The sequence below is a fragment of the Methylocystis sp. S23 genome (assembly GCF_054106005.1).
The window spans coordinates 3,123,911-3,149,527 of the sequence record NZ_CM134185.1; the positions used below are offsets into that span (position 1 = coordinate 3,123,911).

Consider the following 25,617-nt stretch of genomic DNA (forward strand, 5'->3'; position numbering starts at 1 on the left):
CCATGAAACGCTATCTCTATCTCACGCATCGCTGGCTCGGAATCGCGCTGTGCCTGTTCATGGCGATGTGGTTTTTCTCCGGCATTGTCATGATGTATGTCGGCTATCCGAAGCTCACGCCGGCGGAGCGGCTGGCGGGCGCCGGTCCGCTCGAGGCGGCGCGGGTGCGCGTCGACTTCGCCCATGCGCTCGCGGCGGCGGGCGCGCGCGAGCCGCCGCAGGCCGCTCGGCTCGTGGCGATCGCCGGTGAGCCGACTTTCGTCTTCACCTTCGGAAAAGCGGATTTCGTCGCTTTGCGCGCCAGCGACGGCGCGCGGGTCGGGCGCGTGACTTCCGAGGCGGCGGTCGCGGCGGCGCGCGCCTTCTTGGGCGTGGAAGGCGTCTATGACGGCGAGATCGAGGAGGACGCCTGGACGCATTCGAAGGCACTCGACGGCCACCGGCCCCTGCATAAGGTGCGGATGTCCGACGCCAATGCGACGCTGCTTTATGTTTCGAGCGTCACCGGCGAGGTGGTGCGCGACGCGACGCGCAATGAGCGCGTCTGGAACTGGGTCGGCGCCTGGATTCACTGGCTCTATCCGTTTCGCGGCGGCGCGCTGGACAAATATTGGCATGACATCGTCGTCTACGCTTCGCTTGTGGGCACGATTCTCGCGCTCACGGGCTTCACGGTCGGCGTCATGCGCTGGCGTTTCGGCGCGCCCTACAAAACCGGCTCGCATTCGCCCTATCGCGAAGGCTATATGTGGTGGCACCATATCGTCGGCCTCGTCTTCGGCGTGACGGCGGTCGCCTTTGTGTTCAGCGGCATGATGTCGATGAACCCGTGGAAGATCTTCGAGACGCCCAACTCGACCTTCAATGCGAAAGCCTATGCTGGCGGCGACCTTGCGCCCGAGCGGTTTGCGCTCGGCGCAAGAGAAGCGCTCGAGGTGTTTCGCCGGGCCGGCTTCGACGCGCGCGAGATCGAATGGCGTCTTGTCGACGGTCGGGGCTATTACGTTACGCATAACGAGTCGGGACTGACGCAAATCCTCGCCGCCGAGGCCGGCGCCGAGCCGTCGGCCATGCTGCCGATCGAACGGCTCGGACGCGCCGGCGCGCGTCTGGTCAAGGCTCCTGTGAAGGCGAAGACGGTCATGACGGCCTATGACGCCTACTATTTCGCCCGCGCGCCGCATACGATGCATGGCGACGCCGACAAGCGCCTGCCTGTCCTGCGTCTCGAATTCGACGACGCCAACGCCACCTGGACGCATATCGACCCCTATACGGGCGCCGTGCTCGGCAAGCTCGACTTTCGTAGGCGCGTGAATCGCTGGCTGTTCGCCTTCCTGCATAGCTGGGACTGGCCGGCGCTGCTCGACGCCCGGCCCGTCTGGGACGTCTTCATGATCGCGCTCAATGGCGGCGGCTTCGCGCTGAGCGTGACCGGAATCGTCATCGGCTGGCGGCGGCTGCGGCGAAAGAGCGAGCAATTGACGGCGCGGCCCGCCATGGCGCATGCCGAATACTCGGCCCGCTGGAAATGATCGTCGGCGACGAAGCAATCCAGAGCCTCATCACGGCCCTGGATTGCTTCGCTCCGCTCGCAATGACGGGCCTTCGCCGGGCGATGGCCAATGGTGACGCCGTCCGTCATTGCGATGAGCGAAGCGACGAAGCAATCCAGGGGCAGCCATCGCGTTCTGGATTGTCTCGCTTCGCTGGCAATGACGGGCGGTGTGCGGGCGTTCAATCGCTGCGCTGGAAGTGATCGTACACCATCCGCGCCGTCGCCTTGTTGATTCCCGGCGCCTTCTCCAAATCCGACAGCGCCGCGCGCGCGACCGCTTTTGCGGAGCCGAAGGCCAGCAGCAGCGCGCGCTTCCTCGACGGCCCGATCCCCGCGATCTCGTCCAGCGGATTCTTCGTGAACTCTTTCTTGCGTCGCGCGCGATGCGTGCCGATGGCGAAGCGGTGGGCTTCGTCGCGCAGGCGCTGCACGAAATAAAGCGCGGGGTCGTGCGGGGGCAGGCGGAAGGGCTCGCGGCCCTCGATGAAGAACTGCTCGCGCCCGGCGTCGCGGTCGCGGCCCTTGGCGATGGAGGCGAGCGCCACGCCCTCGACGCCGCTCTCGCGCAAAGCTTCGCGCGCCACGTCGAACTGCCCGCGCCCGCCGTCGATCAAGACGAGATCGGGCTTGGCGGGGAACGCCTCGGGGTCCGCGTCCTTCTCGGCTTCCTTCGCGAGCCGCGCGAAGCGGCGCGTCAACACTTCGCGCATCATCGCGTAATCGTCGCCCGGCGTGATGTCCGCGCTCTTGATGTTGAAGGTGCGGTAATGCGCCTTCATGAAGCCGGACGGCCCTGCGACGATCATGGCGCCGATCGCCTGCGAACCGCCGGTGTGCGAATTGTCGTAAACCTCGACGCGGCGCGGCGGCGCCGCGAGGCCGAAGACCTCGCCCAGCGCCGCGAGCAATCTCTGCTGGCTCGCATCCTCCGCCAGCTTGCGGCCCAGCGCCTGCTTTGCGTTGTTGAGCGCATGCTCCACGAGCTCGCGCTTCTCGCCGCGCTGCGGCGCGATGACGTCCACGCTTTTGCGCAGCTTCGCAGAGAGCGCATCCTCAAGCAGCGCGCTGTCCTCGATCGGATGCGAGAGCAGCACGCAGCGCGCGGAAGGGTGCTCGTCGTAGAATTGCGCCAGAAAGGCGTCAAGCACTTCCGACTCCGAGAGGCTTGCGTCGGCGCGCGGGAAATAGGAGCGGTTGCCCCAGTTCTGATAGGCGCGGAAGAAGAAGGCCTCGATGCAGAAGCGCCCGGCTTCCTTGGCGATGGCGAAGACGTCGGCCTCCTCCACGCTGCGCGGATTGATTCCCTGCGCGCCTTGAATGGCCGAGAGCGCGGAAATGCGGTCGCGCAACCGCGCCGCGCGCTCGAATTCCAGCTTCTCCGCCGCTTCCGTCATTTCCTGCGCGAGCTGCTCGCGCACGCTGCGGCTTTTGCCGGAAAGAAAGTCGCGCGCCTCCTGCACCAGCACGCCGTAATCCTCGATGGAAATCTCGCTTGTGCAGGGGCCGGCGCAGCGTTTGATCTGATAGAGCAGGCAGGGCCGCGTGCGATTGTCGTAAAAGCTCTGCGCGCAGGAGCGCAGCAGGAAGGCGCGCTCCAGCGCGTTCAATGCGCGGTTGACCGCCCAGACGCTGGCGAAGGGTCCGAAATAATCGCCCTTGCGCACGCGCGCCCCGCGATGCTTGGCGATCTGCGGCGCTTCGTGGTCGCGCGCGATGAAAATATAGGGAAACGACTTGTCGTCCCGCATCAGCACGTTGAAGCGCGGCTTCATCTGCTTGATGAGGTTCGCCTCGAGCAGCAGCGCCTCGGTCTCGGTCTCGACCGAGATGAAAACCATCGAGACAGTGGCCGAGATCATGCGCGCGATGCGGTTCACATGGCCGGCGAGGCGCGTATAGCTCGCCACGCGCTTGCGGACATTCTTGGCCTTGCCGACGTAAAGCACCTCGCCATTCTCGGCGATCATGCGATAGACGCCGGGGCCGTTCGGCGCGTGCCTCCAATATTTCTTGATGACCGCGACGCCGCGCTTCACGCTCTCGGGCGTCTGCGGCGCGATTTCTTCCTGAATGGGCTCGTCCGCGGCCTCGGACGCCTCGTAGACGTCGTCCTCCTCGGGCGGGAGGTCGCGCGGCGCAGTGGGGGAGGGGGTCATGGCCCCAGATTTATGCCCCGTTTGCGGCGATGGGAAGAGCCGCCGCCGGCTCAGGCCTGCGCCTTGAGCCAGGCCTTGAGCAGCGTCTCGAAATGCTTGTCGCTCATCAGGCGCCCGATCGCCGTCGCGCCGGCCAGAACGACAATCGACAGGAAAGAGGCGATGGCCGCATATTCCGTCGCGGCGGCGCCGGCTTCGTCTCGCAAGAATCGCAGGAGCATCGTCTTCGTCCAGCCGTGTTTCAAAATCGAACAATCGCCTTCGCTCTCGCGGATCGCGGCAATTCGGGCGCCGAGTCGGGCCGGAACGCTTGCGCTTGCGTCGCGGCCGGCCCAAAGTCGCGGTCCATTTTGGGGGCGGCGAGCGGGGACGAGATGTGTAGCGGGCGGATCACGGTCGGCGGAATGGTCTTTCCAACGCTGGCCCTCGGGCTTGCGGGCGTGTTCAAGGCCACGGAAGCATGGCTCGAAAGCCTGCATCCCTCGATCGTCTTCGCGCCGCCCCTGCTGGCGGCGATCCTGGTCGTCGGCGCGGTCTTCTCCACGCTGCAACATGCGGAGATCGTCGGGGAGAAAGTCGGCGAACCGTTCGGCACGGTGGTCCTCACCATTTCCGTGACCATCATCGAAGTGACGATCATGGCCTCGATGATCTCGCATGGCTCGGAGGACCCGACGGAAGCGCGCGAGGCGGTGTTTTCGGCGATCATGATCGTCTGCAACGGACTCGTCGGCCTGTGCCTGCTGCTCGGCGGCGCCCGCCACGGCGAGCAGGAGCTGCATCCCATGGGCGCCAGCGCCTATCTCGCCGTGCTCATCGCGCTCTCGGTGCTGACGCTCATTCTGCCGAATTATACGACCTCGGCTTTCGGACCGAGCCTGTCGCCCGCGCAGCTCGCCTTTGTCAGCATTCTCTCGATCCTTCTCTATTGCTCCTTTCTCTTCATCCAGACGGTGCGGCATCGCTCCTATTTCATCGACGCTCACGCGGCGGCGCTGGGGCATGGCGAGGAGAAGCCGTCATTTGGCGAAACCATTGTCGCGGCCGTCGGCCTCGGCGCCAGCCTGCTGGGCGTGTCGCTCCTCGCGGAGCGCGTCATTCCGAGTCTCGAGGAGGCGCTGACCTGGGCCGGCGTGCAAGAGGTGAACCCGGTGACCGGCGCGGCCGTGGCGGCGCTGGTGCTCCTGCCGGAGTCGCTCAACTCCATTCGCGCCGCGCATCGCAACGCCCTGCAGACGAGCCTGAACGGCGCGCTGGGCTCCGTCGTGGCCACTACGGGCCTCACCGTGCCGGCCGTGGCGCTCATGACTCTCGCGACGGGCCGCGAGATCGTCTTCGGCCTCGACCATCGCGATTCGGCGATGCTCATGCTGACGCTGATGCTCTCGGTCGTGAGCTTCGGCGCCGGGCGAACCAACGTTTTCACCGGCCTTGTGCATCTCGTCGTCTTCACGACATATGTCTTCTTCCTGTTCGTCCCGTGAGGGAACCGGCGATGAGCGACGACGATCTGATATTCTACCATTCCCCCAATACGCGCTCGTCGGGCGCGCTGATCCTGCTGGAGGAGCTCGAGGCGCCCTATGTTCTGCGCGACCTCAATTTCAAGCTCGGCGCGCAGCGCGAGCCCGACTATCTCGCCGTCAATCCGCTGGGGAAGGTCCCGGCGATCATTCACAATGGCGCGCTCGTCACGGAGCTCGGCGCGGTCTTCATCTATCTCGCCGACGCCTTTCCGCAGAAAAAGCTCGCGCCGCCGATCGGCGATCCGCTGCGCGGGCCTTATCTTCGCTGGCTCGTCTTCTACGGCTCGTCCTTCGAGCCGGCGATCATGGATCGCTACATGAAGAACGAGCCGCCGAAGCGCATGTGTCCTTATGGCGATTTCGACAGCGTGATGGCGCTCGTCAATAAGCAGCTTGCGACGGGGCCGTATCTCCTGGGCGCGCGCTTCACGGCCGCCGACATCTTATGGGCGACGGCGCTGCGCTGGACGACGAGCTTCGGCCTCGCGCCGGCGACGCCGGAAATTTCGGCCTATATCGAGCGCGTCGGCGCGCGGCCGTCCGTCGCGCGCGTGGCGGAGACGGACAAGCAACTCCTGAAGATCCACGAGGCCGCGGCCGCCGCGAAGGGATAAGGATCTTACCCTCTCCCCGCAAAGCCCGGCGAAAGACGGGCGTCTTTCGACGCCCTAGGCTGTGTGGACAGTTATCTGAGCCATAGGACGATTGCGGCGAGGGTTACGACCGCTCGATAGTTTCGGGCGGTTTTTTCGAAGCGGGTTGCAACGCGGCGGAACTGCTTGAGTTTTGAGAAGCAGCATTCGACGAGATGGCGCTGAGTATAAAGATGCTTGTCGAGCGGATATTTGAGCGCACGTGACGGGTTGTTTGGGATGACGGCAAGCGCGCCCTTCGCGGCGATGGCTTGGCGCAAATAATTGGCGTCATAGGCGGTATCGGCCATGACGACCTCTGCGGGCAGTCCCTCGATCAACGCCACGGCTTGCGGGGCGTCGCCCTTCTGACCGGCGGTCAGCGTGAACCGCAGGACATCCCAAGCCGCGAACGGCCAGATGTATCTTGGTGCTCAGGCCGCCGCGCGAACGCCCGATCGCCTGATCTTCAGGCCCCCTTTTTCGCCCCGGCAGCGTGCTGATGCGCCCGGACGATCGTGGAGTCGACGATCAGATATTCGAAGTCAGAATCGTCAGACATCGCCTCGAAAACCCGATGCCAGACCCCCTTGGCGCTCCATCGACTGAAGCGCCGAAACACACTGTTCCACTCCCCAAACGCTTCCGGAAGATCGCGCCAGGGGGAACCCGTGCGCACGATCCACAGCACGCCCTCCACAAACATCCGGTTGTCGCGGCCGGTCGAGCCCTTCTGGTCAGGCCGGCCAATGATCAGCGGAGCCATCCGCTCCCACGCCGTGTCCGTCAAAACCAATCGATCCATCACACCCAAGGCCGCCTCCCCAAAAGAAGTCTTGAATCTGATTTGCGACCAAATGGGAATCCCTTAGAGTCCACAGGACCTAGGCGGGGAGAGGGCAGGGTGAGGGGCAAGGCGGCAACAAGATAGCCGCCGCATTCGCTATGCGCTTTGCCCCTCACCCTCGCTTCGCTCGACCTCTCGCCGCAAGCGGGGAGAGGTTATCGCCACTTAATCGGCGTCTCTTCGCGCGCGCGAATAGACCCTCTCCCCGCAAGCGGCTAGCAGATTCACACATCTGTGTTGGTTAGCGGCGGCGTTGGTTGGGTGACGGCGATGGCGTATTTTCCGTGCTGGAATTTGAGCCATCCGGCGAGCATGACGACGGGGCCGGGTTTTCCGTAATAGCCGGTCCAGCCGCCGAGGCGGGCGAGCACCCAGGACGCATAGGCCAGGGACCCTCGCGGATGTGGGTTCTTCTGACGCTGCGTCTTGCCTTCGAGGGTGGCGCAATAGGCTTCCAGCAGCGGTTGGTCCTTGGGCTCGAAGGCGTCGAGGAGCGGGCGCAGACGTTGCGGGTCGCCGCCGTCCCGGGCGTGGACGAGTTGTTGGATCGTCACGGCCGCGATCAACGTCGCGGCCGCCAGGGTCTGGCGCGGCGCGTCGTCTTCCATCCGCACGGCCTCGATGTCGAAGCCGCCGGTCTTCATCGTGCGGAACAACTGCTCGATCGCCCAACGGCGTCGATACAGATCGACGACCTCGAGCGCTTGCGCGAGGCGGTCGACGGGGCGCGTCGTGATCAGACGCCAATGGACGTTTTCGCCTGGGGGCGGGTCGATCTCGCGCACGTCGACGAGATGGACCGCGATCGTCGAGGGGTCGTTCTGGGCCGCGCCGTTCCGGGGCCGCGCGAGATCAAAGCGCCCATGCCGGACGGCCAGTGTCGCTTCGCGCGCCGGCCGTCCGGGCCTCGCCGGAAGCGACAGCGTCGCCCGCCCGGCCTCCTCCAGCGCATCCAGGCGCGCAAACAGTCGCTCGCCATCCTCCAGCGCGCGGTCCTGCGCGGCGCGCACGAGGAGGTGAACTCCCGGCGGGCGCCGCGCGAAGGCGGAATAAATATCGCTCTCGCGATCGGCCACGACCGTGACCTCGCGCGCCAAAGCGCAAACTTTCGCCGCCGCCGCCGCGCCCTCCAGCCAGCGCCGGCTTTCCTTGTCCTCGATCGGCCGCTGACGCCGATCCGCCTTGCGTCCCGTCGCGCGTTCAAGGAACTGCGCGTGCGCCAGACCCACGATCGAACCGTCCTCGGCGTCGACGACGAGGGTCGGATGCAGATAGAGCCCGCCGCCGCCCCCGGACTTGACGACCGTCGTGTCCTGTATCGCCAGGACCGCGCGCGCGGCCGCCGTGGCGAACATCTCCGCGCCGGTCACCGCCCGATTGCGAAGAAAGCGCGTGATCTTAATCTCACCGGCCCGGTCGCCGCCGAGCCGACGAATGCGTATGCCCCCGCCGCCCTCCGCCACCAGCCGGGAAAGCAGAAAGGCCCCCTTTTTCCAGTCGCGCGTCGCCAAAGCGACCCAGCGTCCGTCCGTCCATCGTCCGTCCCTCCGATTCCTTCAAATGGAATCAGACGCCCAGGCCACATGCAACCAAGATGTGTGAATGCGGTAGGCAAGCGGGGAGAGGGCAGGGTGAGGGGCGAGCGGCAATAAGAGCGCCGCCGCATTCGCTATGCGCTTTGCCCCTCACCCTCGCTTCGCTCGACCTCTCCCCGCAAGCGGGGAGAGGTTGCCGCCACTTAATCGGCGTCTCGCCGCGCGCGAATAGACCCTCTCCCTATGCGGCGCCGTCACCACTCGATCGGCGTTTCGCCGCGGGCGGCCAGATAATCATTCGCTTTCGAAAAATGCCGGCATCCGAAGAACCCGTTATGCGCCGAGAGCGGCGATGGGTGCGCGCATTCGAGCACGAGATGCTTCCTGCGGTCGATATTGGCGCCCTTGCGCCGCGCATAGGAGCCCCACAGCATGAACACAATCCCCTCGCGCTCGCGCGAGAGCGCATGCACCGCCGCGTCTGTGAACTGCTCCCAGCCTTTGTTCTGGTGCGAGCCCGCCTGCGACGCGCGCACGGTAAGCGTTGCGTTGAGGAGCAGGACCCCCTGTTTCGCCCAGCGCGACAGATCGGGGTCGCGCGAAACGGGATGGCCGAGATCGGACTCGATTTCCTTAAAGATGTTCTGCAGCGAAGGCGGCGGCGGCACATTTGCGCCAACGGCGAAGCAAAGGCCGTTCGCCTGCCCAGGTCCGTGATAGGGGTCCTGCCCGAGAATGACGACCTTCACGCTGTCGAAGGGACATTCATCGAAAGCGCGGAAAATCTGCGCCGCTGGCGGGTAGACCGCGCAAGCGGCGTATTCGCTTCGCACGAATTCGCGAAGCTCGGTGAAATAGGCCTTCTCGAACTCGGTCGCGAGATGCTTCTTCCAGCTTTCTTCGATGCGGACGGGTTTGGTCATATTGGCGCATTTAACACGATCCGCCGAATTCGTCATTGCGAGCGAAGCGAAGCAATCCAGAGCCTCATCATGGCCCTGGATTGCTTCGTCGCTTGCGCTCCTCGCAATGACGGGCTTTCTCGTAACGCCTCAATCCTGAAGCGGGCCCCACGCCGGATCGCTGGCGTAATTCGGCGTCGGCACCAGCGTCTCGGAGCGGCCGAAGACGTCCACCATATGAATCTTCGGCCCGCCCGCGCCGCCGCTTTCACGGAAGAACATCAGGAAGAGGCCGTTGGGCGCCCAGGTCGGGCCTTCATTGTGGAAGCCTTCGGTCAGGATGCGTTCGCCTGAGCCGTCCGTCTTCATGACGCCGATCGAGAAATTGCCGCCATTCTGCTTGGTGAAGGCGATATAGTCGCCCTTGGGGCTCCACACCGGCGTCGAATAGCGTCCGCCGCCGAAGGAAATGCGCTTCGCTTCGCCGCCATGCGCGCCCATGACGTAGATTTGCTGCGAGCCGCCGCGATCGCTCTCGAAACAGATGCGCGAGCCATCCGGCGAATAGGAGGGCGCGGTGTCGATGGCGCTGGTGTCGGTCAGCCGCGTCGTCGCGCGCGAGCGCAGATCCATCGCATAGAGATTGGTGGACGAGCCCTGCGACAGCGACATGATGATCTTCTGGCCGTCCGGCGAGAAGCGCGGCGAGAAGGTCATGCCGGGGAAATTGCCGACGACCTCGCGCTGGCTGTTCTCGATGTTCATCAGCAGCACTTTGGGATCGCCGTCGTCGTTGAAGGCCATATAGGTGACGTCGAGCGAGGAGGGCGAGAAGCGCGGCGTGACGACGAGCTCGTCGCCGCGCGTCAGATAGCGCACATTGGCGCCGTCCTGGTCCATCATGGCGAGGCGCTTGCGGCGCCGGTCCTTGGGGCCGCTCTCGTCGACGAAGACGATGCGCGTGTCGAAGAATCCCTTCTCGCCCGTGACCCGGCTGAAGACGGCGTCCGACAGCAGATGCGCGACGCGGCGTATATTGGCGGCCTCCGTCAGATATTGCTGGCCCGCGACCTGCTCGCCCGTCGTCACGTCGAAAAGGCGGAACTCGGTTTTGAGCCGCCCGTCGCCTGCGCGCGCGGAGCGGCCGGTCAGCACGAATTGCGCGTTGACGGTCTTGTAGGCGTCGAGGTCCGGCTGGTCCGGCGAGCCCGCCTCGCCCACATTGGCGTCGACCGGATGCAGGAAGACGGAGCGCTTGAAATTGTTGTTCGTGACGGAGGCGATGGTGCGCGCCGCCTCGTCGCCGACGAAAGGCGCGACGGCGATGTTGATCGGCTGAAAGCCGCCGCCCTTGAGATCGATGACGCGGCCGGCGCGCGCGGGCGCGACAGGCGCGAGCGCAGCGCTCGCAAGGAGTCCGACGGCGGCGCGGCGGGTGAGGAGGCGGGTCATGCGAGGTCCGTTCTGACCTCCTCTCCCCGCGCGCGGGGAGAGGGTGGGGTGAGGGGCCGAAGGCTATTACAAGGATTGCGCGTCATCGTTTCGGTTCCTGCGATTCTCATATGTGACGGCGGCCTTGCCCCTCGCCCCGACCCTCTCCCCGCGCGCGGGGGAGAGGGGGCGCGCTCATGATCGGCATAGATGGGCGCCGCATTGCTCCCTCTCCCCGCTTGCGGGGAGAGGGCTGGGGTGAGGGGCAAGGGGCTATTACAATGATTGCGCGTCATCGCTTCTGTTCCTGCGATTCTCATATGTGACGGCGGCTTTGCCCCTCACCCCGACCCTCTCCCCGCGCGCGGGGAGAGGGGGCGTCTTGGGAGTTCGCGAAGGGCGCATCAATTGGCGTCCTGGAAGCGGATGGTCACCTCATGCAGCGCTTCCTCGTAATAGGGCATGAACTCCGCCGGGATGCGCATGGGGCTGCAGCGGCGCACGGCCTGCAGGGCCTGCTCGCCGCGCGCCTGCTCCACCGGATTGGCGGACGGGTTCAGCAGACGCGGGCGGCCTTCGAGCGCGCCCTCGCGCGAGAGATGGAATTCCACGACCGGCGCGAAGGTCGCGCCGCCGAGCGAAAGCGCGGACGCCCAGCAGGGGTGGTAATGATCGTGGATGAAGGAGGCGATGCGCGCCTCCATGGAGCCGGAGAGTTTCGGCGCCGAGGCTTCGGGCGCGCCGATTGACGCCGTCTTGATCTCCCTGTCGGTCGCGGCGCGGCGCTGCGGCGCTTCCTTACTGAGCAAATTCGCAATGCTCGCCGCGTCGAATTTCGACTTGGGCGCGCTCTCGTCGCCGGATTTGGGCTTCGATCCCTTTGCGCTCTTCGCCGCCGCTTCGCCGTCCGCGCTGTTCTCCGTCTTCGCGGCCTTGTCCTTCACGGGTTTTTCCTCGGCCTTTTTCGCCTCCAGAAGCTTCGCCACGTCGTCGGCCTTCAGGCGCGGCTTTTCAGGCGCCGGTTTTGGCTCCGTCTTGGCCTCCGCCTTCTCAGGCTCCGGCTTTTGCTCGGGCCGCTTTTCGGGCTTGGGCGCTTCCTTCGCCTCTTTCTGCGGCTCCTTTTCAGCCTTCGGACGCATGGGCGGCTTCGGCCTGATCGCCTCGGCCTCTTTCGGCTCCTCCTGCTCCTTTTCCGGCGCGGCGGCTTTGGGCTTCACGGGCGGCGCGGGGGCGGGCTTCGCCTCGGCCGGCTTTTCGGCCGGCTTCGGCGGCTCGGGTTTTTTCTCCACAGGCCGCGTCGGCGGCTCGGGCGCCGGGGGCAGGGCGGCGACGCGCTTGGGCGGGATCGGCTCCGGCTTGTCGTCGGCGCCGGGGTCGGGCAGGCGCTTCAAGGGCGGGGGCGGGATGGGGACGTCCTTTTTGGCCTCGGCGAGCGGCGGATGCGGCTTCGCTTCCGTTTCCCTCGCAACCTTGTCGGCGCGACGCGCCGGCTTCGCCTCCCGCGCGGTCTTCTCCCCTTTCGAGACCCGCGTAAGCGGCTCCTCAGCGATGACCTCGACGGGAATGCTTTCCTCGGCGTCGTCGAATTTCCGCGCGTCCGAGAACAGCACGAGCGCCACGACCAGCAGGCCCGCATGGGCCGCGGAGGAGATGACGACGCCGGGCTCGGAGCGCGAAACTCTCATTTCAGAGCCTCACTTCTTCTCCTGCTCCGTCACCAGAGCCACTTTCTTGTAGCCGGCCGTGGTGACGAGAGACATCACCTCGGCCACGCGGCCGTAATTCACGGCCTTTGAGCCGCGCACATAAATGCGCTCGTCGAAGCCCTGTTTCGCCGCTTCCTTCAGCCTGTCGAGAAGCTGCGCGACCTCGACAGCCTGATCCATCAGGAAGATCTGGCCCTTCTCGTCGATCGCGATCGACACCGGCTTCTGATCGACATTGAGCTGGCCCGCCTTTGTCTGCGGCAGGTCGACGGCGACGCCGGTCGCGAGCAAAGGCGCCGCCACCATGAAGATGATGAGCAGCACCAGCATGACGTCGATGAAGGGCGTCATGTTGATCTCGGCCATGGCGCCGTAGCGCGGCACGCCGCGGCGACGGCGGCCGCCCTTGCGTCCGGGAGCGGAGACGGAGGCGCCCATGGCTCAGGCCGCCCGGTCGCGATTGGCCGCGTGCTGGTCGATCTGGCGCGACAGGATCGCGGAGAATTCGTCCGCGAAGCTCTCCATGCGCGCCTGCGCCCTCGCCACGTCGCCCTGCATCTTGTTGTAGGCGATGAGCGCGGGAATGGCCGCGAAGAGGCCGATGGCGGTGGCGAGCAGCGCCTCCGCAATGCCCGGCGCCACGACGGCGAGCGAGGTGTTCTTCGACGCCGCGATGGAGCGGAACGAGGTCATGATGCCCCAGACCGTGCCGAAGAGGCCGACGAAGGGGCCGGCGGAGGCGACGGTCGCCAGCACCAGCAAGTTCGATTCGAGCTTCTCCACCTCGCGGGCGATGGAGACGTCGAGCACTTTCTCGATGCGCGCCTGCAAGCCCATGAAGCTCGCCGAGGCGCCCGTCTGGAAGGAGCGCTTCCATTCCTTCATCGCGGCGACGAAAAGCGTCGCCATGCCGGAGGTCGGGCGTTCGGAAAGCTTGCCATAAAGCTCCTCCAGCGAATTGCCGGACCAGAAGCTCTCCTCGAAGCGGTCCATGGCGCGGCGGATGCGCGCGAAGAGCAGCGTTTTGTCGATGATGATGGCCCAGCACCAGACCGAGGCGAGCAGCAGGCCCACCATCACGATCTTCACGACGATATGCGCGCCCCAGAACATGCTCCAGATGGTGATGTCGGCGGCGGGGGCGGCGCCGGCGGCGGTCGCGGCGATGTCGGCTGGATTCATGTTTTGTCCTTGAGGCGGAGTTGGGCGCGCACTTCGGAAAAAGCGACGCCCCTTATTCCCCGCAATTTCGCCCTTTCTGGGGCTGCGGGGTGCGCCGCACAACGATAATTATCGCCGAAGCGTTAACAAGCGGTAAGGGTTAAGGGCGGGCGAAAAGGCGGAACGGCGCGCCGCCCTTTTCGCATGCGCGGACTTGGGACCGTCACTCGACTGTCACATCATTTCCCGATTGTGTCGGCCAATTCCATTTCCACCAAAAGACCCGCCATGAACCGCCGCACCTTCATTACCGCTCTCGCCTTTGCCGCTTTCTCCGCGGGCGCCGCCTTCTCGCTCGATCTCGAGCTTTCCCCCTACAAGCCCGTCCGCGCGCTTTCCGGCCATCTGAAATCCGTCGGCTCGGACACGATGCTCCATGAGATGGAGCTGTGGGCGGAGGGCTTCAAAGCCATTTATCCGGACGTGAAGATCGAGATCGAAGGCAAGGGCTCGAACACGGCGCCGCCCGCGCTGCTCTCGGGCGAATCGCAGCTCGGGCCGATGTCGCGTCAGATGACGCCGGACGAGCTCGCAAGCTTCGAGGCGAAACATGGCTACAAGCCGACCGCGGTCCTCGTGGCGGTGGATGCGCTCGCGATCTATGTCCATAAGGACAACCCGGTGCAGTGCCTCACCCTGGAGCAGCTCGACCGCATTTTCGCGGAGAATCCGAAGAGCGCAGACGGCAAGAGCGCCCATACATGGGGCGAGGTCGGCGTGACGGGCGAATGGGCGGCGAAGCCCATCGCCATGTTCGGCCGCAACGCGCTTTCGGGCACCAACAAATTCTTCAAGCAGAATGTGCTCGGCGGCGGCGACTTCAAGGAAGCCGTTCAGCAGCAGGCGGGGTCCGAAGCCGTTGTGAAGGCGGTTGCGAATAATGCTTCGGCGATCGGCTATTCCGGCATCGGCTACAAGACCGATGCGGTGCGCGCCGTGCCTGTGGCGGCGAGCTTCGGCAAGAAGTGCTACGACGCCTTCTTCGAGAACACCTATACGCGCAAATACCCGCTGGCGCGCGGCCTCTATGTCTACATCCTCAAGGACCCGAAGGCGCCGATCGACACGCTCTCCGGCGAATTCGTGAAATATGTGCTGTCGAAGGACGGCCAGACCCAGGCGAAAAAGGGCGGCTATTATCCGATCACCCGAAACATCCGCGAGCATGAGCTGGCGCGGCTGGGCTTGATCGCCTCGGCTGAATAGGCGCTACCGGCGCGCGCCTGCGCTGCGAATCTGGCGTTTCCTTTTTGAGCGTCATTCCCGGCGTCGCGAAGCGGCGACCGGGAATCCAGAAGCGCCGCGACATTGCTCGTTGTGGCCCTGGATTCCCGATCAGGCCTGCGGCCCGCCGGGAATGACAAAGCGGCGTCATCCGTTGGAAGCGGAGTTCGATCGGCCGCGCGCGCCCTCGAACTTCGCGCGCACGTCGGGCGGCAGGCGCTTGGCGCGGCCGGCTTCGACGCAGACGACCTTTACGGCCGCCGTCACGAGCGTCTCCATCCCACGCAGGACGCGCTGGTCGAGCGTCAGCGAGGCGCCGCCCAGCTCGATCGCGCGCGTTTCCACGCTCAGCAGATCGTCCATCACTGCGGGGCGGATGAAATCGAGCTGCATGGCGCGCACGACGAAGAAGGTCGGCGCGCCCGTCGCGCCCTCGAGCAGCGGACGCTGATCCAGCCCCAGCGAACGCAATAGCTCCGTGCGTCCGCGCTCCATGAAGCGGATGTAGGAAGTGTGATAGACGAGCCCGGAGGCGTCGGTGTCCTCCCAATAGACGCGGACGGGAAGCGTGTGGGCGACGGACATGCGGGCTCTCTTCGATTTCCGCCTGACTGCTTTGCTACGACGCTCCCGGCGCCATTGCGAGCCGAAGACGAAGCAATCCAGAAGCATATCGTGGCTCTGGATTGCTTCGGAGCTCACGCTCCTCGCAATGACGGCCGCACGGCGAACAGATCAAACGGAATTGGCGTCATTTGATTTGGTATGTGCGCTTTAGCGTATCTCTAGCCACATGTCCGGGGAATAATGGCGAATAACTGAATCGATCGCCCGCGCGCTCCCTCGCCCCGCTATGCGGGGAGAGGGTTGGAGTGAGGGGCGAAGCAGAGGCGCCAATCTCTCTGAACGCCGGCAAATTCCCGCTTATCAATAGAGTTTGCGACGATCCCTCGCCCTCACCTCAACCTTCTCCCCGCAAGCGGGGAGAAGGAGACGCCTCATTTCGCCGCGTCGCCTAAGGATAGAGGTTCGTCGGAAATATTGGCGACGGCGTAAGCGCGCCACGGAAATTCAAGCGCGCGCGGGCGACGGGCTCCGCGACTTTTCGGGCTGCGGCGCGCGCTCCGGCAGGGTGCGCCGCAGGCGCCGCCAGGCCAGAACGATCGCGCTCGTCGCAAGGACGAGGCCGAGTCCGGCCCAGGCCACGATCCAGACTCGGCGCGCGGCGTGATGTTCCCGAAACCAGCCGAAATCCCAATGATGGACGGCGGAATAGAGCCAGCGATAGGCGCGCCGGCTGTTGTCGACCCGTAAAAGCAGCCTTCCGTCCTGCGGATCGAGATAGACGGAGGTCTTGCCGGGGTCGGCGAGATCGACCCGCAGCGCGGGCAGCGGCCGCTCGGCGCGCCCCTGTCCGTGCCCCGCAAAGTAATAGCTGTCATAGTCGCGAAGGGTCTCGACCGACGCGACTGGTTTGTCTCCCGCGAGGCGTTGGACGGCGGCGACGAGCGCGTCGTCCGCGAATTTCTCCACGCCGCCGGCTGTCGCGACAGGCATGCGCGCGCCGTCCCTGGCATAGGCCAGGAGCGCGGCCTCCTCGCCGAGACGGCTCCAGCGCAGCTCGACCGTTTCCGCGCCCAGGCCGACGGCCGTGGCGGGGCGCCAATCCTTGACGATGCTCGGCAGATCGCCGCCGCGATAGCGGGCGAGCTCTTCGCGGCTCGGCGTCGCGGGCGAGAAAATCTCGCCCGGATTCGTCGACAAAAAGCCGCTTCCCGCCCAAATGACCGCAAATGTCCCGCCGACGAGGCCGGCCCAGAAATGATATTTGAGCCAGGTCTCGCGATAAGGCTGCGTGCGGCCGCGCGCATAGGTCGGGCGGCCGAAGAAGCCCGGCTTCCATTTGATCCAGCCGATGACGACGCCCGTGAGCGCGCCGACAAAGGCGAAGAGGCCGGCATAGGTCAAAGCGCTGCGCCGATAGTCGCCGGCGCCGAGAAAATCGAGCGGGCGGAAAAGGTGGAGCCAGTTGCCGGCGTAGTTGACGGCGCGCGAGAGGCGCGTGGCGGCCTGCAAGACCTCGCCGCTTTTCGCGGAAAGGATCAGGATCGTTCCGGCGCCGTCGGCGACGGAGACGCGATGGAAGGGCTTGAGTCCCTCGGCGTTTCGCAGGCCCGGAGCGGCGTCGATCGTATCGACGTAAGCGACCGCCGGAACCGGACCGTCGACGGCGAGCCAGTCATGAGCGAGGCGCGGGGCCTCCTCGATGGAGAAGTTCTTCACGCGCCCGTCGACGGCCGAAATGGCGATGCGCCGGCCGGAATCGTTTTCGACAAGCCAGAACGGCGCGCCGGCCCGGCGGACAAGGCGCGCTTCGGCGACTGCGTCCGCCCCGCCGCCGGACGGCTTGGCGCGCGCCGCCGCGCTCTTCTCCAGCGCCTGGCCGAGCGAGAGCCATGACGCCTCCGGCGAGAGGCTCTCGGCATGCGCCAATTGCCGCTCGCGTGACATGCCCAGCCCGCCGCTATTCGCGATGATGAGGCCGGAACCGAACCAGCCCAGCATGAAGACGGCGAGAACGACGCCGATCCAGCGATGGATGAAGAGAAGCTGCGGCATGATCAAATCCGATATCGGGCATAGCGAACACACCCGCCTCTGACGCCGGGCGACGGAGGGATTCGCTTGCGCAATTGAAAGGACGCCGCCGCTGGTGGGGAAAAGGCCGCGCCGCTGGCGAGAAGAGTATTCCTACTTTATAGGTATGAAATTAGTCAATGGGCTTGGCCGCCCAATACGGGGCGATCGGTTGAAGGTTTCCTCATCCTGAGGAGCGAGCGAAGCTCGCGTCTCGAAGGACGAAGAAACCTTCATTTCCTGAAATCTGGCGCTCGCCCTCGTGCTTCGAGACGGCTCCTGCGGAGCCTCCTCATGCTTCGAGACGCCGCTTTTGGCGGCTCCTCAGCATGAGGGCGAGGATTGTCGTCCTCACCCGATCGCCCTGCGGCCCAATGCCTACCCTTTACGGGGAGGTCGGCGGTCGCGGACCGCCGGGAGGGGTTCGCGCCGCCGCTATATTGATGGGGGCCTTATTCCACCCGGCCCTGCCGTAGCCCGTCGCTTGCGGCGGGCGTCTTTACAGACGCCCTATGGCGGGGCCACCCTCCCCGTAAAGGGGAGGGATTCGCTCGCGCGCGGCCTTCGCGCGGTCGCCCCGGTCACTGGGCGGCGACGCCGGTGTTGCTGGGAAGGACGCGGCGCACGCGATTGCCTTCCACCCAGACGAAGCCGGCGTCAGGGGCGGCGCAGTCGATCTCCTGCTCGGCGATGAGCTTGTCGCAAAGCATGACGCAGATCGCCTCGATCGGCGCGGAGGTGTCGTTTTCCTCGGTCATGCGGTCGATGGAGATTTCGCCCATCTCCTCGCCGTCGACGAGATGGATGATGAACACTTCCTCGTGACCCGCGACGCCATGCGCATTCACGCGGAAGGTTTCGCCCTTATATTGGAATTCCTGGATCATTCCGCCCTGCCTAATTTTTGCTCATTGTAGGATCTGCTCAGAGGGAGAGCAGCCGCGCGAAATTAGCCGGGCCGTGGGCGACGTCAAGCGGGAGATTTGTCGCGGACGGCGGCGCCATCAGTCCTCCTCCCCGAACAACCCGAATTGTCCCGCCGGCCGCGCCGGCTCTGCAAGCCCCAGATGCCGGAAAGCGTGGGGCGTCAGCAGGCGTCCGCGCGGGGTGCGCTGCAAGAATCCCTGCTGCAGCAGATAGGGCTCGATAATGTCCTCGATCGCGTCGCGCGGCTCCGAAAGCGCGGCGGCGATGGTTTCGATCCCGACCGGCCCGCCGCCGAAATTCACGGCGACCATATTGAGATAGCGCCGGTCCATGATGTCGAGGCCGATGGAGTCGACCTCCAGCAGCGACAGCGAACGATCGGCCAACTCCCGCGTGATGGTCGCGATTCCCTCCACAACGGCGAAGTCGCGCACCCGGCGCAGCAGGCGGCCGGCGATGCGGGGCGTGCCGCGCGAGCGGCGCGCGATCTCGCGGGCGCCTTCATCCTTCATGCCGACGCCGAGCACGCGCGCGCCGCGCTTGACGATCAGCTCCAGCTCTTCCGGCGTATAGAAATTCAGCCGCACCGGAATGCCGAAACGGTCGCGCAGCGGCGTCGTCAAAAGCCCCGCGCGGGTCGTGGCGCCGACGAGGGTGAATTTCGCAAGGTCGATCTTCACCGAGCGCGCCGCCGGGCCTTCGCCGATGATGAGGTCGAGCTGGAAGTCCTCCATCGCCGGATAGAGGATTTCCTCCACGGCCGGGTTGAGGCGGTGGATTTCGTCGATGAACAGCACGTCGCGCGGCTCGAGATTGGTGAGCTGCGCGGCGAGATCGCCCGCCTTGGCGATCACGGGACCGGAGGTGGAGCGGAAATTGACGCCGAGCTCGCGCGCCACGATTTGAGCGAGCGTCGTCTTGCCGAGCCCCGGCGGGCCGACGAGCAGCACATGGTCCAACGCGTCGGCGCGCGTCTTGGCCGCTTCGATGAACACCTTGAGATTGGCCCGCGCCGCCTCCTGGCCGGTGAAATCGGCGAGCGTCAGCGGCCGCAGGCTCGAATCCGTGTCGTCGTCGCGCTGTTCAGGGCTGACGAGCCGCCGGGGAGGGGTGGTCAAGGATCGCTCCAATGCGCCGGCGCGCGCGCTATGCTATTCTTCGCCAAACGGAGCCGCGCCGTGAATCGCCCGTCCTCGCAATATGAGTATATGTCCCTCGACGATTTCGAGGAACTTCTGGCCGACAAGCCCGCCGATGAAAAGTGGGAGCTGATCGGCGGCCGGGTCGTGCGCATGATGGTCGGCGCGCGGTGGCAGCATAACCGCGTCTGCCAGAACATCGCACGGCGATGATGACCGACTTCCGGCGTCGCGGATCGGACTGCCGGCCGTTCCAGGAGACGTTCTGGCTCAAGGATCGGCCGCTCGATCTCGCCTGTTTCCCGGACGTCATGGTCCGCTGCGGCCCCCTGCCGCTTGACGCGACGTCGATCGACGATCCGGTCGTGCTGGTCGAGGTCGTCTCCAAGGGCTCGGCGCAGCGCGACCGCTGGGAGAAATGGGGGCTCTACCGCCGCCTGCCGTCGCTTCAGCATTACGTGCTGGTGGAGCGGGACTATTTCGCGGTCGACGTCTTCGACCGGGCCGAAGGCGAAGGTTTCTTCGAGCGGCCGAGGCTCGGCGCCGCGTCGGACATTTTGCGCCTGCCGGCAATCACATTCGAAATGTCGCTCGCCGACGTTTACCGGGACGTCCTCGAAGCCTGAAGCGCGCCTCTGCTTATCCTGTGCGCCGGCAAACGCCCCGGCGGACCGCTGTCGATTACCTTGCTCTCGATGCGTTGGAAACGCCTAGCTATATGGGGGGCAAAGATGCGTTTGATCGTCACCGGCCGTTATCTGGCTGTGGGTTTCGCTTTTCTGGCCGCGGGTCCGGCCCTGGCCGCTACCGGCGAATTGCTGAGCGGCGACGCCTATGAAACCGTCGACACGCAGGTCGAACGCGACGGCGGCGTTTTTCTCGGGCCGTTTTCCACCACTTCCGCCGGATGCCGCAAGACCGGCGACTCGCGCGCCCGGGTGCTGGAGAGCCCACGCTATGGACGGGTTGCGATCGTCAAGCAACGTGGCGAGATCGCCTTCGGGGAGGGCGAGCCCTATGCTCATTGCAACGACCGGCCGCTTTCCGGAACGACCATTCGCTATCGCCCGGCGCGTGGTTTCGTCGGCGACGACGCTTTCGTGTTCCAGATTGTCTTCCCGGACGGAGAGGTCCGCATGAAACGGGTCAATGTCCACGTCGAATAGGACAAAGGGAGCCGCGCGCCGCCGCCCTCAGACCCGTCGCCCGAACCAGCGGTTCACCCGCGCGCAATAGGCCGCGAATTCGTCCGGATGCCGGGCGCGCAGCGCCGCCTCCTCATGCGGCACGATGAGGCGGTCCATGCCCCGCCAATGGCCATAGAGCAGGGCGGGCGCGGCGGCGTAGGCGAGGAAGGCGTAAGGTTGGCCATTTACGCCCAGGCCGACGAGGCCAAGGGACCAGCAGAGGCTCTGGAGGAGCGACATCACATAGACGGGATTGCGGGAGAGGGCGTAGACGCCGCTCGTGACGAGCGTCTCCGAGCCCACGAATTCGCGTGCGTCGCCGCCGCGCTTCTCAAGATAGACGACGAGCAGGATTTTCAGCACGAAGAAGAAGACCCAGCCCAGCGCCGCGAGGATCAGCGCGCGGGCGCCGCCTTCCGTTGGATCGGCGAGGCTGAGGAGAAGGAGAGTCGCCGCCGCGTAAGAAGCGGAGGCGGCGAAATCGACGAGGAAGATGCGCGAAAATTGCAGGTCCTGACGGATGCGCCGCGCGATGAAGCCCAGAATGGACGAGCCTTTATTGTCGGCGGACAAGCTCATGAGAAACTCCGCAACGGCTTTGAGGCCGGAATCTTAGCCCCCGGGGGTTAAACTTGTGGAAGCGGCCGGGCTTTCCCCGTCGTTGCGAGCCGAAGGCGAAGCAATCCAGGGCCGCGGCGTGGCTCTGGATTGCTTCGCTCCGCTCGCAATGACGGGCGGGCGGCCGGCTACGTCTTCGCCAGCTCCTTGAGCCCTTGCCGGATCAGCGCGCCGGTCTCCGTCCCTTCGCCCAGCGCCTTCACGCTGGCGGCGACGGCCGCCGCCGCCTGGGGCCGGCCATAGCCGAGATTGACCAAGGCCGAAATGGCGTCGCGCACGGCGGACGGGGCGTTGGCCTGTTCGTCCTCGCCCGCAAGCTTCGTCGCCAGCGGGTCGATCGAGCCGAAGGCGGGCGCCTTGTCCTTGAGCTCCGCGACGATACGGGCGGCGAGCTTCGGCCCGACGCCCGGCGCGCGCGCCACCATCGCCTTGTCCTGCGCCGCGATGGCCGAGCCGAGTTCGCTCGCCGAGAGGATGGAGAGGATGCCGAGCGCCACCTTGGAGCCGACGCCCTGCACGGTCTGCAACAGGCGGAACCAATCGCGCTCGGCCTCGCTCGCAAAGCCGAAAAGCTTGATCGAATCCTCGCGCACCTGCGTCTCGATGGAAAGCGCCGCCGCCTCGCCGGGGCGCGGCAGCTTCTGCAGCGTGCGGCCGGAGCAATGCACGACATAGCCGACGCCGTTGACGTCGAGGATGACGAAATCCTCGCCATAGCTGTCGATAAGGCCCTTGAGCTTCCCGATCATAGGGCGGCCTTCAGCGCCCGCGCGCCGCGATGCTGGGCGTGGCAGATGGCGACCGCGAGCGCGTCGGCGGCGTCGGCGCTGGCGGCCTGGCTCGTCGGCAGCAGCACGCGCACCATCATCTGGATCTGCGCCTTCTCGGCGTGGCCCGCGCCGACCACGGTCTTTTTCACGAGGTTTGCGGCATATTCGGCGATGACAAGGCCGGCCAGCGCCGGCGCCATCAGCGCGATCCCGCGCGCCTGGCCGAGCTTGAGCGTCGATTGCGGGTCGCGATTGACGAAGGTCTCCTCCACCGCCGCCTCGTCGGGCCGGTGCTCCGCGATGATCTGCATGAGACCCTCGTGAAGCTGCCGCAGCCGGTTGCCCATGTCGAGCGCGCCGTCCGATTTCACGCGCCCGCAAGCCACGAAGGACAGGCGCGAGCCCTGGGACTCGATCACGCCCCAGCCCGTGTTTCTGAGGCCGGGGTCGATGCCGAGGATGCGAATCGGTGGCGCGGACATGCCGCAGGTTAGGCGCAGCGGGGCCGGCGAGGCTAGCCGCCCCATAGCGGCCAAGTTTGTGGCGTCGGATGCGTGATCTTCGCCGTGAGCGCCGGACCGAGACTTGTCAGACAAACGCTATCCAGGCCTGGACGGGCTGCGCGGCCTCGCGGCCTTCCTCGTGATCCTCCATCACACGGCCCTGAAGGGCACGGATATTGGCGGCCTCTCGGTCTTCCTGTTCTTCGCGCTGTCGGGCTTTCTCATCACCGGCATTCTGGCGCGCATGCGCCGCGAGATCGAGGCCGGCGGCGCCAGCCGCCGAGCGGCGCTCGGCCTATTCTGGACTCAAAGGGCGCTGCGCATCTTCCCCGCCTATTACTTCTGGCTCGCGGCGTTCCTGCCGTTCGACGGCTTGCTGTTCCAGAGCCAGACGCTCGACCATCTCCTCTGGTATCTGCTCTATGCGCAGAATTTCCTGATCGGCTTCGCAACCCATGCCTGGCAGGACTTCACCCACACATGGAGTCTCGCCGTCGAGCAGCAATATTATGTGTTCTTCGCGCCGTTGCTCCTCGCTTTGCCCAGCCGCTGGCATGGGCGGTTCTTTGTCGCCGCGATCGGCGCGTGCTTCGCCGTCGGCGTTGCGCTCGCGGCCGCCGGCTTCGAGCAGGCGACGCTCTATACCGCGCCCTCGACCGGCTTCGTCTTCATGGCCGCCGGCGGCCTGCTGGCGATCTCGAGGCCCGGCCAAGGCGGCTTTCTCGCAAGGCCTTTCGCCGTCGTCGCGGCGCTGGCGGCGACGTTCTTCCTTGCCGCCTATCCGATGCTGGAGCGCGCCGGAGTCGTTCGGCTTCCCTATGTCCTGCTCGTCGCGGCCTCGGCCGGCGCCATGGCGACGCTGTTGAAAGCGACGCTCGCCGCGCCTTCCTCCCGGCCGGTGCAGCTATTGGAGACGGCGCCCTTGCGTTTCCTCGGCAAGATTTCCTACGCGCTTTACATCGTGCATCTGCCGATTTCCTATTGGGCGCATGAGACGAGCGATCTCGCCTGGGCCGGCGCGCCGACAGGGTTCATGCGAGACCTCGTCGAATTCGCGATCGTGACGCCCGCCTCCCTCGCGCTGGCGACTTTGTCCCATCGCTGGGTGGAGGCGCCTTTTCTGAATCTGAAGGCCCGGCTGAACGGGGCCGCGCATGGCGCGCCGCTGATCCGGGAAGAGCGCGCCGCGCATGGCGAGGGCTAGGCGCTTGTCGGACGGCCGGGACGGGCCATGGCGGAGGCTCTCACTCTCCCGCCAGCGCCATGTCGTCCCGGTGAATGATCTCGTCCGGACCCGTATAGCCCAGGAGCCCCTCGATCTCCTTCGTCGAGCGGCGCACAAGCTTCGCCGCGTCGAGCAGATCATAGGTCACCAGGCCGCGCCCGATCTCGCCGCCGAGATGGTTGCGGATGACGATGCAATCGCCGCGCGCGAAGGCGCCCTCGACGCGCGTGACGCCGGCGGGGAGCAGGCTCTTGCCGGCGCGCAGCGCTCTTTCGGCGCCTTCGTCGATATGCACGGCGCCCTTGGGCTCGAGCGAGCCGGCGATCCATTTCTTGCGCGCCGTCACGGGATTCGAGGGCGTGAGGAACCAGGTGCAGCGCTCGCCCTTGCGGATCCGCTCGATCGGCGCCTCGGCGCGGCCGTCGGCGATGACCATATGGGCGCCGCCGGTGGTGGCGATCTTCGCCGCCTCGATCTTGGTGCGCATCCCGCCGCGCGAATATTGCGAGGCCGCGCCGCCCGCCATGGCCTCGATCTCCGCCGTGACGCGCGGCACGACGGGAAGATGCCGCGCATTGGGGTCTAAGGCGGGCGGGGCGGTGTAGAGGCCGTCGACATCCGAGAGGAGCACCAGCAGATCCGCGCTCGCCATGGTCGCGACGCGGGCGGCGAGCCGGTCGTTGTCGCCATAACGGATTTCCGCCGTCGCCACCGTGTCGTTCTCGTTGATCACCGGCACGGCGCGCAGCGACAGCAGGCGGTTGAGACATTCGCGCGCATAGAGGTAGCGGCGGCGCTCCTCCGTGTCGCCGAAGGTGACGAGCACCTGTCCGGCGACGAGCCCGCGTTCGTGCAGCGCCTCGGCCCAGAGCCGGGCGAGCGCGATCTGGCCGACGGCGGCGGAGGCCTGCGAGTCTTCGAGCGGGAGGGCGCCATGCGGGAAGCCAAGCACGCTCCGCCCCAGCGCCACCGCGCCGGAGGAAACGACCAGCACATCCGCGCCGCCGCGATGGAGCGCGGCGATGTCGTCCGCGAGCCGGGTCAGCCACCGGCCTTTCACCGCCGCCGCCGTGGGATCGACGAGGAGGCTCGAGCCGACCTTGACGACGATACGGCGGAAGGAGGCGATGTCGGGAGCGCGATGGGTCATTGCGAACGGGCTGAGGGCGATTCGCTGAGGGCGATTCAAAGAGGAGGCGAGAGTTAGCCCATGGGGGCGGGGAGGGCAAATGGGCGCCTCGCCCGATCTCCGCGACGATCCGCGTCACGAAATTCATCCGGCGATCGCGCGGAGTCGACGATCGCCGGGCCAGCCGCTCGACGCCGTCACAAACCGCATGGATAATCGGCGGGGAATCGGAGGGGTCCCGGGCGGAAAAGGGAGAGACGGCGTGACATATCGGGGGGCGCTTTTAATGGCGGCGGCGACGATCGTCGTGGCGGGGGCGGCGCAGGCCGGTCCGATCACGCTCGCCTGCCGGCATGGCGACAATGTCTATGCCGCTCCCTATCGGGTGAGCATCGACGCGAAGAATGCGGCGCTCGTCATCAGGGACGACGATCGCGTCGACGTCTATGCGATCGAATCCGTAGAGGACCGGAAAGGCGACCGCCAGGTGACGGCCTCCGGCAAATTGCTGGATTCGCACATAATCGTAACCCTCTCCGGTCGGAGGCAGGTCACATATACGGACGCCTTCACCGACCGGGCGTTCGCCATCGACTATTGCGAATAGGCCGTTCCGCCTGATGGTTTCGCCACGACGCTCCGAACGTCATTGCAAGCCGCAGGCGAAGCGATCCAGAGGCCGCGATAGCCGCTCCGGATTGCGTCGTCGCCTCCTCCTCGCAATGATAATCGGACGGAGCCGGC

25 protein-coding genes and 1 pseudogene are annotated in these 25,617 nt (G+C 65.9%); 9 read left to right on the plus strand and 17 right to left on the minus strand.

Annotation, left to right across the window (positions count from 1 at the left end; translation table 11 throughout):
• Nucleotides 1–2: 2 nt before the first annotated feature.
• Complete coding sequence (locus ACV7JP_RS15300; protein WP_457796519.1) at nucleotides 3–1,535, plus strand: PepSY domain-containing protein; 1,533 nt, start codon at nucleotides 3–5, stop codon at nucleotides 1,533–1,535.
• Nucleotides 1,536–1,737: 202 nt separating this feature from the next.
• On the opposite strand, the gene uvrC is transcribed toward ACV7JP_RS15300, so the two are convergent.
• Together uvrC and ACV7JP_RS15310 are read right to left on the minus strand one after the other, a co-directional pair.
• Nucleotides 1,738–3,714 carry an excinuclease ABC subunit UvrC gene (gene uvrC / locus ACV7JP_RS15305; RefSeq protein WP_457796520.1) on the minus strand — a complete coding sequence of 659 codons (1,977 nt, stop codon included), beginning with the start codon at nucleotides 3,712–3,714 and terminating at the stop codon, nucleotides 1,738–1,740.
• Nucleotides 3,715–3,764: 50 nt separating this feature from the next.
• A complete protein-coding gene (locus tag ACV7JP_RS15310; protein WP_457796521.1) occupies nucleotides 3,765–3,935 on the minus strand; it encodes a Flp family type IVb pilin in 171 nt (56 codons plus the stop codon).
• Nucleotides 3,936–4,118: 183 nt separating this feature from the next.
• On the opposite strand from ACV7JP_RS15310, the gene ACV7JP_RS15315 reads away from it, so the two are divergent.
• Nucleotides 4,119–5,198 (plus strand): calcium:proton antiporter, encoded by a 1,080-nt coding sequence (locus ACV7JP_RS15315; protein ID WP_457796522.1) that lies wholly within the window; start codon nucleotides 4,119–4,121, stop codon nucleotides 5,196–5,198.
• Nucleotides 5,199–5,209: 11 nt separating this feature from the next.
• On the plus strand, nucleotides 5,210–5,854 hold the full coding sequence (locus ACV7JP_RS15320) for a glutathione S-transferase family protein (protein WP_457796523.1): 645 nt from the start codon (nucleotides 5,210–5,212) through the stop codon (nucleotides 5,852–5,854).
• 71 nt (nucleotides 5,855–5,925) lie between these two features.
• On the opposite strand, the pseudogene ACV7JP_RS15325 reads toward ACV7JP_RS15320, so the two are convergent.
• The 7 genes and pseudogenes from ACV7JP_RS15325 to tolQ form a co-directional block, all read right to left on the minus strand.
• Nucleotides 5,926–6,686, minus strand: a pseudogene (locus ACV7JP_RS15325) (IS5 family transposase).
• A 257-nt stretch (nucleotides 6,687–6,943) separates the two neighbouring features.
• A complete protein-coding gene (locus ACV7JP_RS15330; protein ID WP_457796524.1) occupies nucleotides 6,944–8,230 on the minus strand; it encodes an IS4 family transposase in 1,287 nt (428 codons plus the stop codon).
• A gap of 278 nt (nucleotides 8,231–8,508) precedes the next feature.
• The gene (gene ung, locus ACV7JP_RS15335; protein WP_457796525.1) at nucleotides 8,509–9,177 is read right to left on the minus strand and encodes a uracil-DNA glycosylase; all 669 of its coding nucleotides are present in this window, start codon (nucleotides 9,175–9,177) and stop codon (nucleotides 8,509–8,511) included.
• Nucleotides 9,178–9,306: 129 nt separating this feature from the next.
• Nucleotides 9,307–10,608 (minus strand): Tol-Pal system beta propeller repeat protein TolB, encoded by a 1,302-nt coding sequence (gene tolB / locus ACV7JP_RS15340; protein WP_457796526.1) that lies wholly within the window; start codon nucleotides 10,606–10,608, stop codon nucleotides 9,307–9,309.
• Nucleotides 10,609–10,991: 383 nt separating this feature from the next.
• Nucleotides 10,992–12,272, minus strand: coding sequence for a cell envelope biogenesis protein TolA (locus ACV7JP_RS15345; RefSeq protein WP_457796527.1), 1,281 nt, complete (start codon nucleotides 12,270–12,272; stop codon nucleotides 10,992–10,994).
• Between the two features lie 9 nt (nucleotides 12,273–12,281).
• On the minus strand, nucleotides 12,282–12,731 hold the full coding sequence (locus ACV7JP_RS15350; protein WP_457796528.1) for an ExbD/TolR family protein: 450 nt from the start codon (nucleotides 12,729–12,731) through the stop codon (nucleotides 12,282–12,284).
• Nucleotides 12,732–12,734: 3 nt separating this feature from the next.
• Nucleotides 12,735–13,475, minus strand: coding sequence for a protein TolQ (tolQ, locus tag ACV7JP_RS15355; RefSeq protein ID WP_457796529.1), 741 nt, complete (start codon nucleotides 13,473–13,475; stop codon nucleotides 12,735–12,737).
• A gap of 267 nt (nucleotides 13,476–13,742) precedes the next feature.
• Between tolQ and ACV7JP_RS15360 the strand changes: the two genes are divergently transcribed.
• A complete protein-coding gene (locus ACV7JP_RS15360; protein WP_457796530.1) occupies nucleotides 13,743–14,720 on the plus strand; it encodes a PstS family phosphate ABC transporter substrate-binding protein in 978 nt (325 codons plus the stop codon).
• 165 nt (nucleotides 14,721–14,885) lie between these two features.
• Here ACV7JP_RS15360 and ybgC read toward each other — a convergent pair whose 3' ends face one another.
• From ybgC to ruvB, 4 genes are all read right to left on the minus strand, one after another.
• On the minus strand, nucleotides 14,886–15,323 hold the full coding sequence (gene ybgC / locus ACV7JP_RS15365) for a tol-pal system-associated acyl-CoA thioesterase (protein ID WP_457796531.1): 438 nt from the start codon (nucleotides 15,321–15,323) through the stop codon (nucleotides 14,886–14,888).
• A gap of 486 nt (nucleotides 15,324–15,809) precedes the next feature.
• The gene (locus ACV7JP_RS15370; protein WP_457796532.1) at nucleotides 15,810–17,357 is read right to left on the minus strand and encodes a PepSY domain-containing protein; all 1,548 of its coding nucleotides are present in this window, start codon (nucleotides 17,355–17,357) and stop codon (nucleotides 15,810–15,812) included.
• Nucleotides 17,358–17,956: 599 nt separating this feature from the next.
• Nucleotides 17,957–18,262, minus strand: coding sequence for a hypothetical protein (locus ACV7JP_RS15375; RefSeq protein WP_457796533.1), 306 nt, complete (start codon nucleotides 18,260–18,262; stop codon nucleotides 17,957–17,959).
• Nucleotides 18,263–18,379: 117 nt separating this feature from the next.
• Entirely contained in the window at nucleotides 18,380–19,420 is a 1,041-nt protein-coding gene (gene ruvB, locus ACV7JP_RS15380) for a Holliday junction branch migration DNA helicase RuvB (protein WP_457796534.1), read from the minus strand.
• Nucleotides 19,421–19,480: 60 nt separating this feature from the next.
• Here ruvB and ACV7JP_RS15385 point away from each other — a divergent pair, with 60 nt between their 5' ends.
• From ACV7JP_RS15385 to ACV7JP_RS15395, 3 genes are all read left to right on the plus strand, one after another.
• Nucleotides 19,481–19,654, plus strand: a complete 174-nt coding sequence (locus tag ACV7JP_RS15385) for a hypothetical protein (protein ID WP_457796535.1) — start codon at nucleotides 19,481–19,483, stop codon at nucleotides 19,652–19,654.
• Complete coding sequence (locus ACV7JP_RS15390; RefSeq protein WP_457796536.1) at nucleotides 19,651–20,067, plus strand: Uma2 family endonuclease; 417 nt, start codon at nucleotides 19,651–19,653, stop codon at nucleotides 20,065–20,067. Before ACV7JP_RS15385 ends, ACV7JP_RS15390 begins: the two co-directional genes overlap by 4 nt.
• 105 nt (nucleotides 20,068–20,172) lie before the next feature.
• Nucleotides 20,173–20,607, plus strand: coding sequence for a hypothetical protein (locus ACV7JP_RS15395; protein WP_457796537.1), 435 nt, complete (start codon nucleotides 20,173–20,175; stop codon nucleotides 20,605–20,607).
• A gap of 27 nt (nucleotides 20,608–20,634) precedes the next feature.
• On the opposite strand, the gene ACV7JP_RS15400 is transcribed toward ACV7JP_RS15395, so the two are convergent.
• From ACV7JP_RS15400 to ruvC, 3 genes are all read right to left on the minus strand, one after another.
• A complete protein-coding gene (locus tag ACV7JP_RS15400) occupies nucleotides 20,635–21,207 on the minus strand; it encodes a methyltransferase family protein (protein ID WP_457796538.1) in 573 nt (190 codons plus the stop codon).
• 167 nt (nucleotides 21,208–21,374) lie between these two features.
• Nucleotides 21,375–21,995, minus strand: coding sequence for a Holliday junction branch migration protein RuvA (ruvA, locus tag ACV7JP_RS15405; protein WP_457796539.1), 621 nt, complete (start codon nucleotides 21,993–21,995; stop codon nucleotides 21,375–21,377).
• Complete coding sequence (gene ruvC, locus ACV7JP_RS15410; RefSeq protein WP_457796540.1) at nucleotides 21,992–22,498, minus strand: crossover junction endodeoxyribonuclease RuvC; 507 nt, start codon at nucleotides 22,496–22,498, stop codon at nucleotides 21,992–21,994. The genes ruvA and ruvC overlap by 4 nt, the downstream gene beginning before the upstream one ends.
• A gap of 103 nt (nucleotides 22,499–22,601) precedes the next feature.
• Between ruvC and ACV7JP_RS15415 the strand changes: the two genes are divergently transcribed.
• Nucleotides 22,602–23,723 carry an acyltransferase family protein gene (locus ACV7JP_RS15415; RefSeq protein ID WP_457796541.1) on the plus strand — a complete coding sequence of 374 codons (1,122 nt, stop codon included), beginning with the start codon at nucleotides 22,602–22,604 and terminating at the stop codon, nucleotides 23,721–23,723.
• A gap of 40 nt (nucleotides 23,724–23,763) precedes the next feature.
• Here ACV7JP_RS15415 and proB read toward each other — a convergent pair whose 3' ends face one another.
• Nucleotides 23,764–24,894 (minus strand): glutamate 5-kinase, encoded by a 1,131-nt coding sequence (gene proB, locus ACV7JP_RS15420; RefSeq protein ID WP_457796542.1) that lies wholly within the window; start codon nucleotides 24,892–24,894, stop codon nucleotides 23,764–23,766.
• A 241-nt stretch (nucleotides 24,895–25,135) separates the two neighbouring features.
• Between proB and ACV7JP_RS15425 the strand changes: the two genes are divergently transcribed.
• Nucleotides 25,136–25,480: a hypothetical protein gene (locus ACV7JP_RS15425; protein WP_457796543.1), complete on the plus strand. Its 345-nt coding sequence runs from the start codon at nucleotides 25,136–25,138 to the stop codon at nucleotides 25,478–25,480.
• The last annotated feature ends 137 nt before the right edge of the window (nucleotides 25,481–25,617 follow it).

Excerpts from the sequence above, each read along its gene's own strand:
- ACV7JP_RS15315 (WP_457796522.1), top strand. The coding sequence starts at position 4,119 with ATGGTCTTTCCAACGCTGGCCCTCGGGCTTGCGGGCGTGTTCAAGGCC.
- ACV7JP_RS15350 (WP_457796528.1), bottom strand. The coding sequence starts at position 12,731 with ATGGGCGCCTCCGTCTCCGCTCCCGGACGCAAGGGCGGCCGCCGTCGC.
- ACV7JP_RS15395 (WP_457796537.1), top strand. The coding sequence starts at position 20,173 with ATGCGTTTGATCGTCACCGGCCGTTATCTGGCTGTGGGTTTCGCTTTT.
- tolQ (WP_457796529.1), bottom strand. The coding sequence starts at position 13,475 with ATGAATCCAGCCGACATCGCCGCGACCGCCGCCGGCGCCGCCCCCGCC.
- ACV7JP_RS15375 (WP_457796533.1), bottom strand. The coding sequence starts at position 18,262 with ATGATCCAGGAATTCCAATATAAGGGCGAAACCTTCCGCGTGAATGCG.
- ybgC (WP_457796531.1), bottom strand. The coding sequence starts at position 15,323 with ATGTCCGTCGCCCACACGCTTCCCGTCCGCGTCTATTGGGAGGACACC.
- ACV7JP_RS15310 (WP_457796521.1), bottom strand. The coding sequence starts at position 3,935 with ATGCTCCTGCGATTCTTGCGAGACGAAGCCGGCGCCGCCGCGACGGAA.
- ACV7JP_RS15390 (WP_457796536.1), top strand. The coding sequence starts at position 19,651 with ATGATGACCGACTTCCGGCGTCGCGGATCGGACTGCCGGCCGTTCCAG.
- ACV7JP_RS15370 (WP_457796532.1), bottom strand. The coding sequence starts at position 17,357 with ATGCCGCAGCTTCTCTTCATCCATCGCTGGATCGGCGTCGTTCTCGCC.
- tolB (WP_457796526.1), bottom strand. The coding sequence starts at position 10,608 with ATGACCCGCCTCCTCACCCGCCGCGCCGCCGTCGGACTCCTTGCGAGC.
- ACV7JP_RS15360 (WP_457796530.1), top strand. The coding sequence starts at position 13,743 with ATGAACCGCCGCACCTTCATTACCGCTCTCGCCTTTGCCGCTTTCTCC.
- ACV7JP_RS15345 (WP_457796527.1), bottom strand. The coding sequence starts at position 12,272 with ATGAGAGTTTCGCGCTCCGAGCCCGGCGTCGTCATCTCCTCCGCGGCC.
- ACV7JP_RS15300 (WP_457796519.1), top strand. The coding sequence starts at position 3 with ATGAAACGCTATCTCTATCTCACGCATCGCTGGCTCGGAATCGCGCTG.
- ruvC (WP_457796540.1), bottom strand. The coding sequence starts at position 22,498 with ATGTCCGCGCCACCGATTCGCATCCTCGGCATCGACCCCGGCCTCAGA.
- proB (WP_457796542.1), bottom strand. The coding sequence starts at position 24,894 with ATGACCCATCGCGCTCCCGACATCGCCTCCTTCCGCCGTATCGTCGTC.
- ung (WP_457796525.1), bottom strand. The coding sequence starts at position 9,177 with ATGACCAAACCCGTCCGCATCGAAGAAAGCTGGAAGAAGCATCTCGCG.
- ruvA (WP_457796539.1), bottom strand. The coding sequence starts at position 21,995 with ATGATCGGGAAGCTCAAGGGCCTTATCGACAGCTATGGCGAGGATTTC.
- ACV7JP_RS15320 (WP_457796523.1), top strand. The coding sequence starts at position 5,210 with ATGAGCGACGACGATCTGATATTCTACCATTCCCCCAATACGCGCTCG.
- ACV7JP_RS15400 (WP_457796538.1), bottom strand. The coding sequence starts at position 21,207 with ATGAGCTTGTCCGCCGACAATAAAGGCTCGTCCATTCTGGGCTTCATC.
- uvrC (WP_457796520.1), bottom strand. The coding sequence starts at position 3,714 with ATGACCCCCTCCCCCACTGCGCCGCGCGACCTCCCGCCCGAGGAGGAC.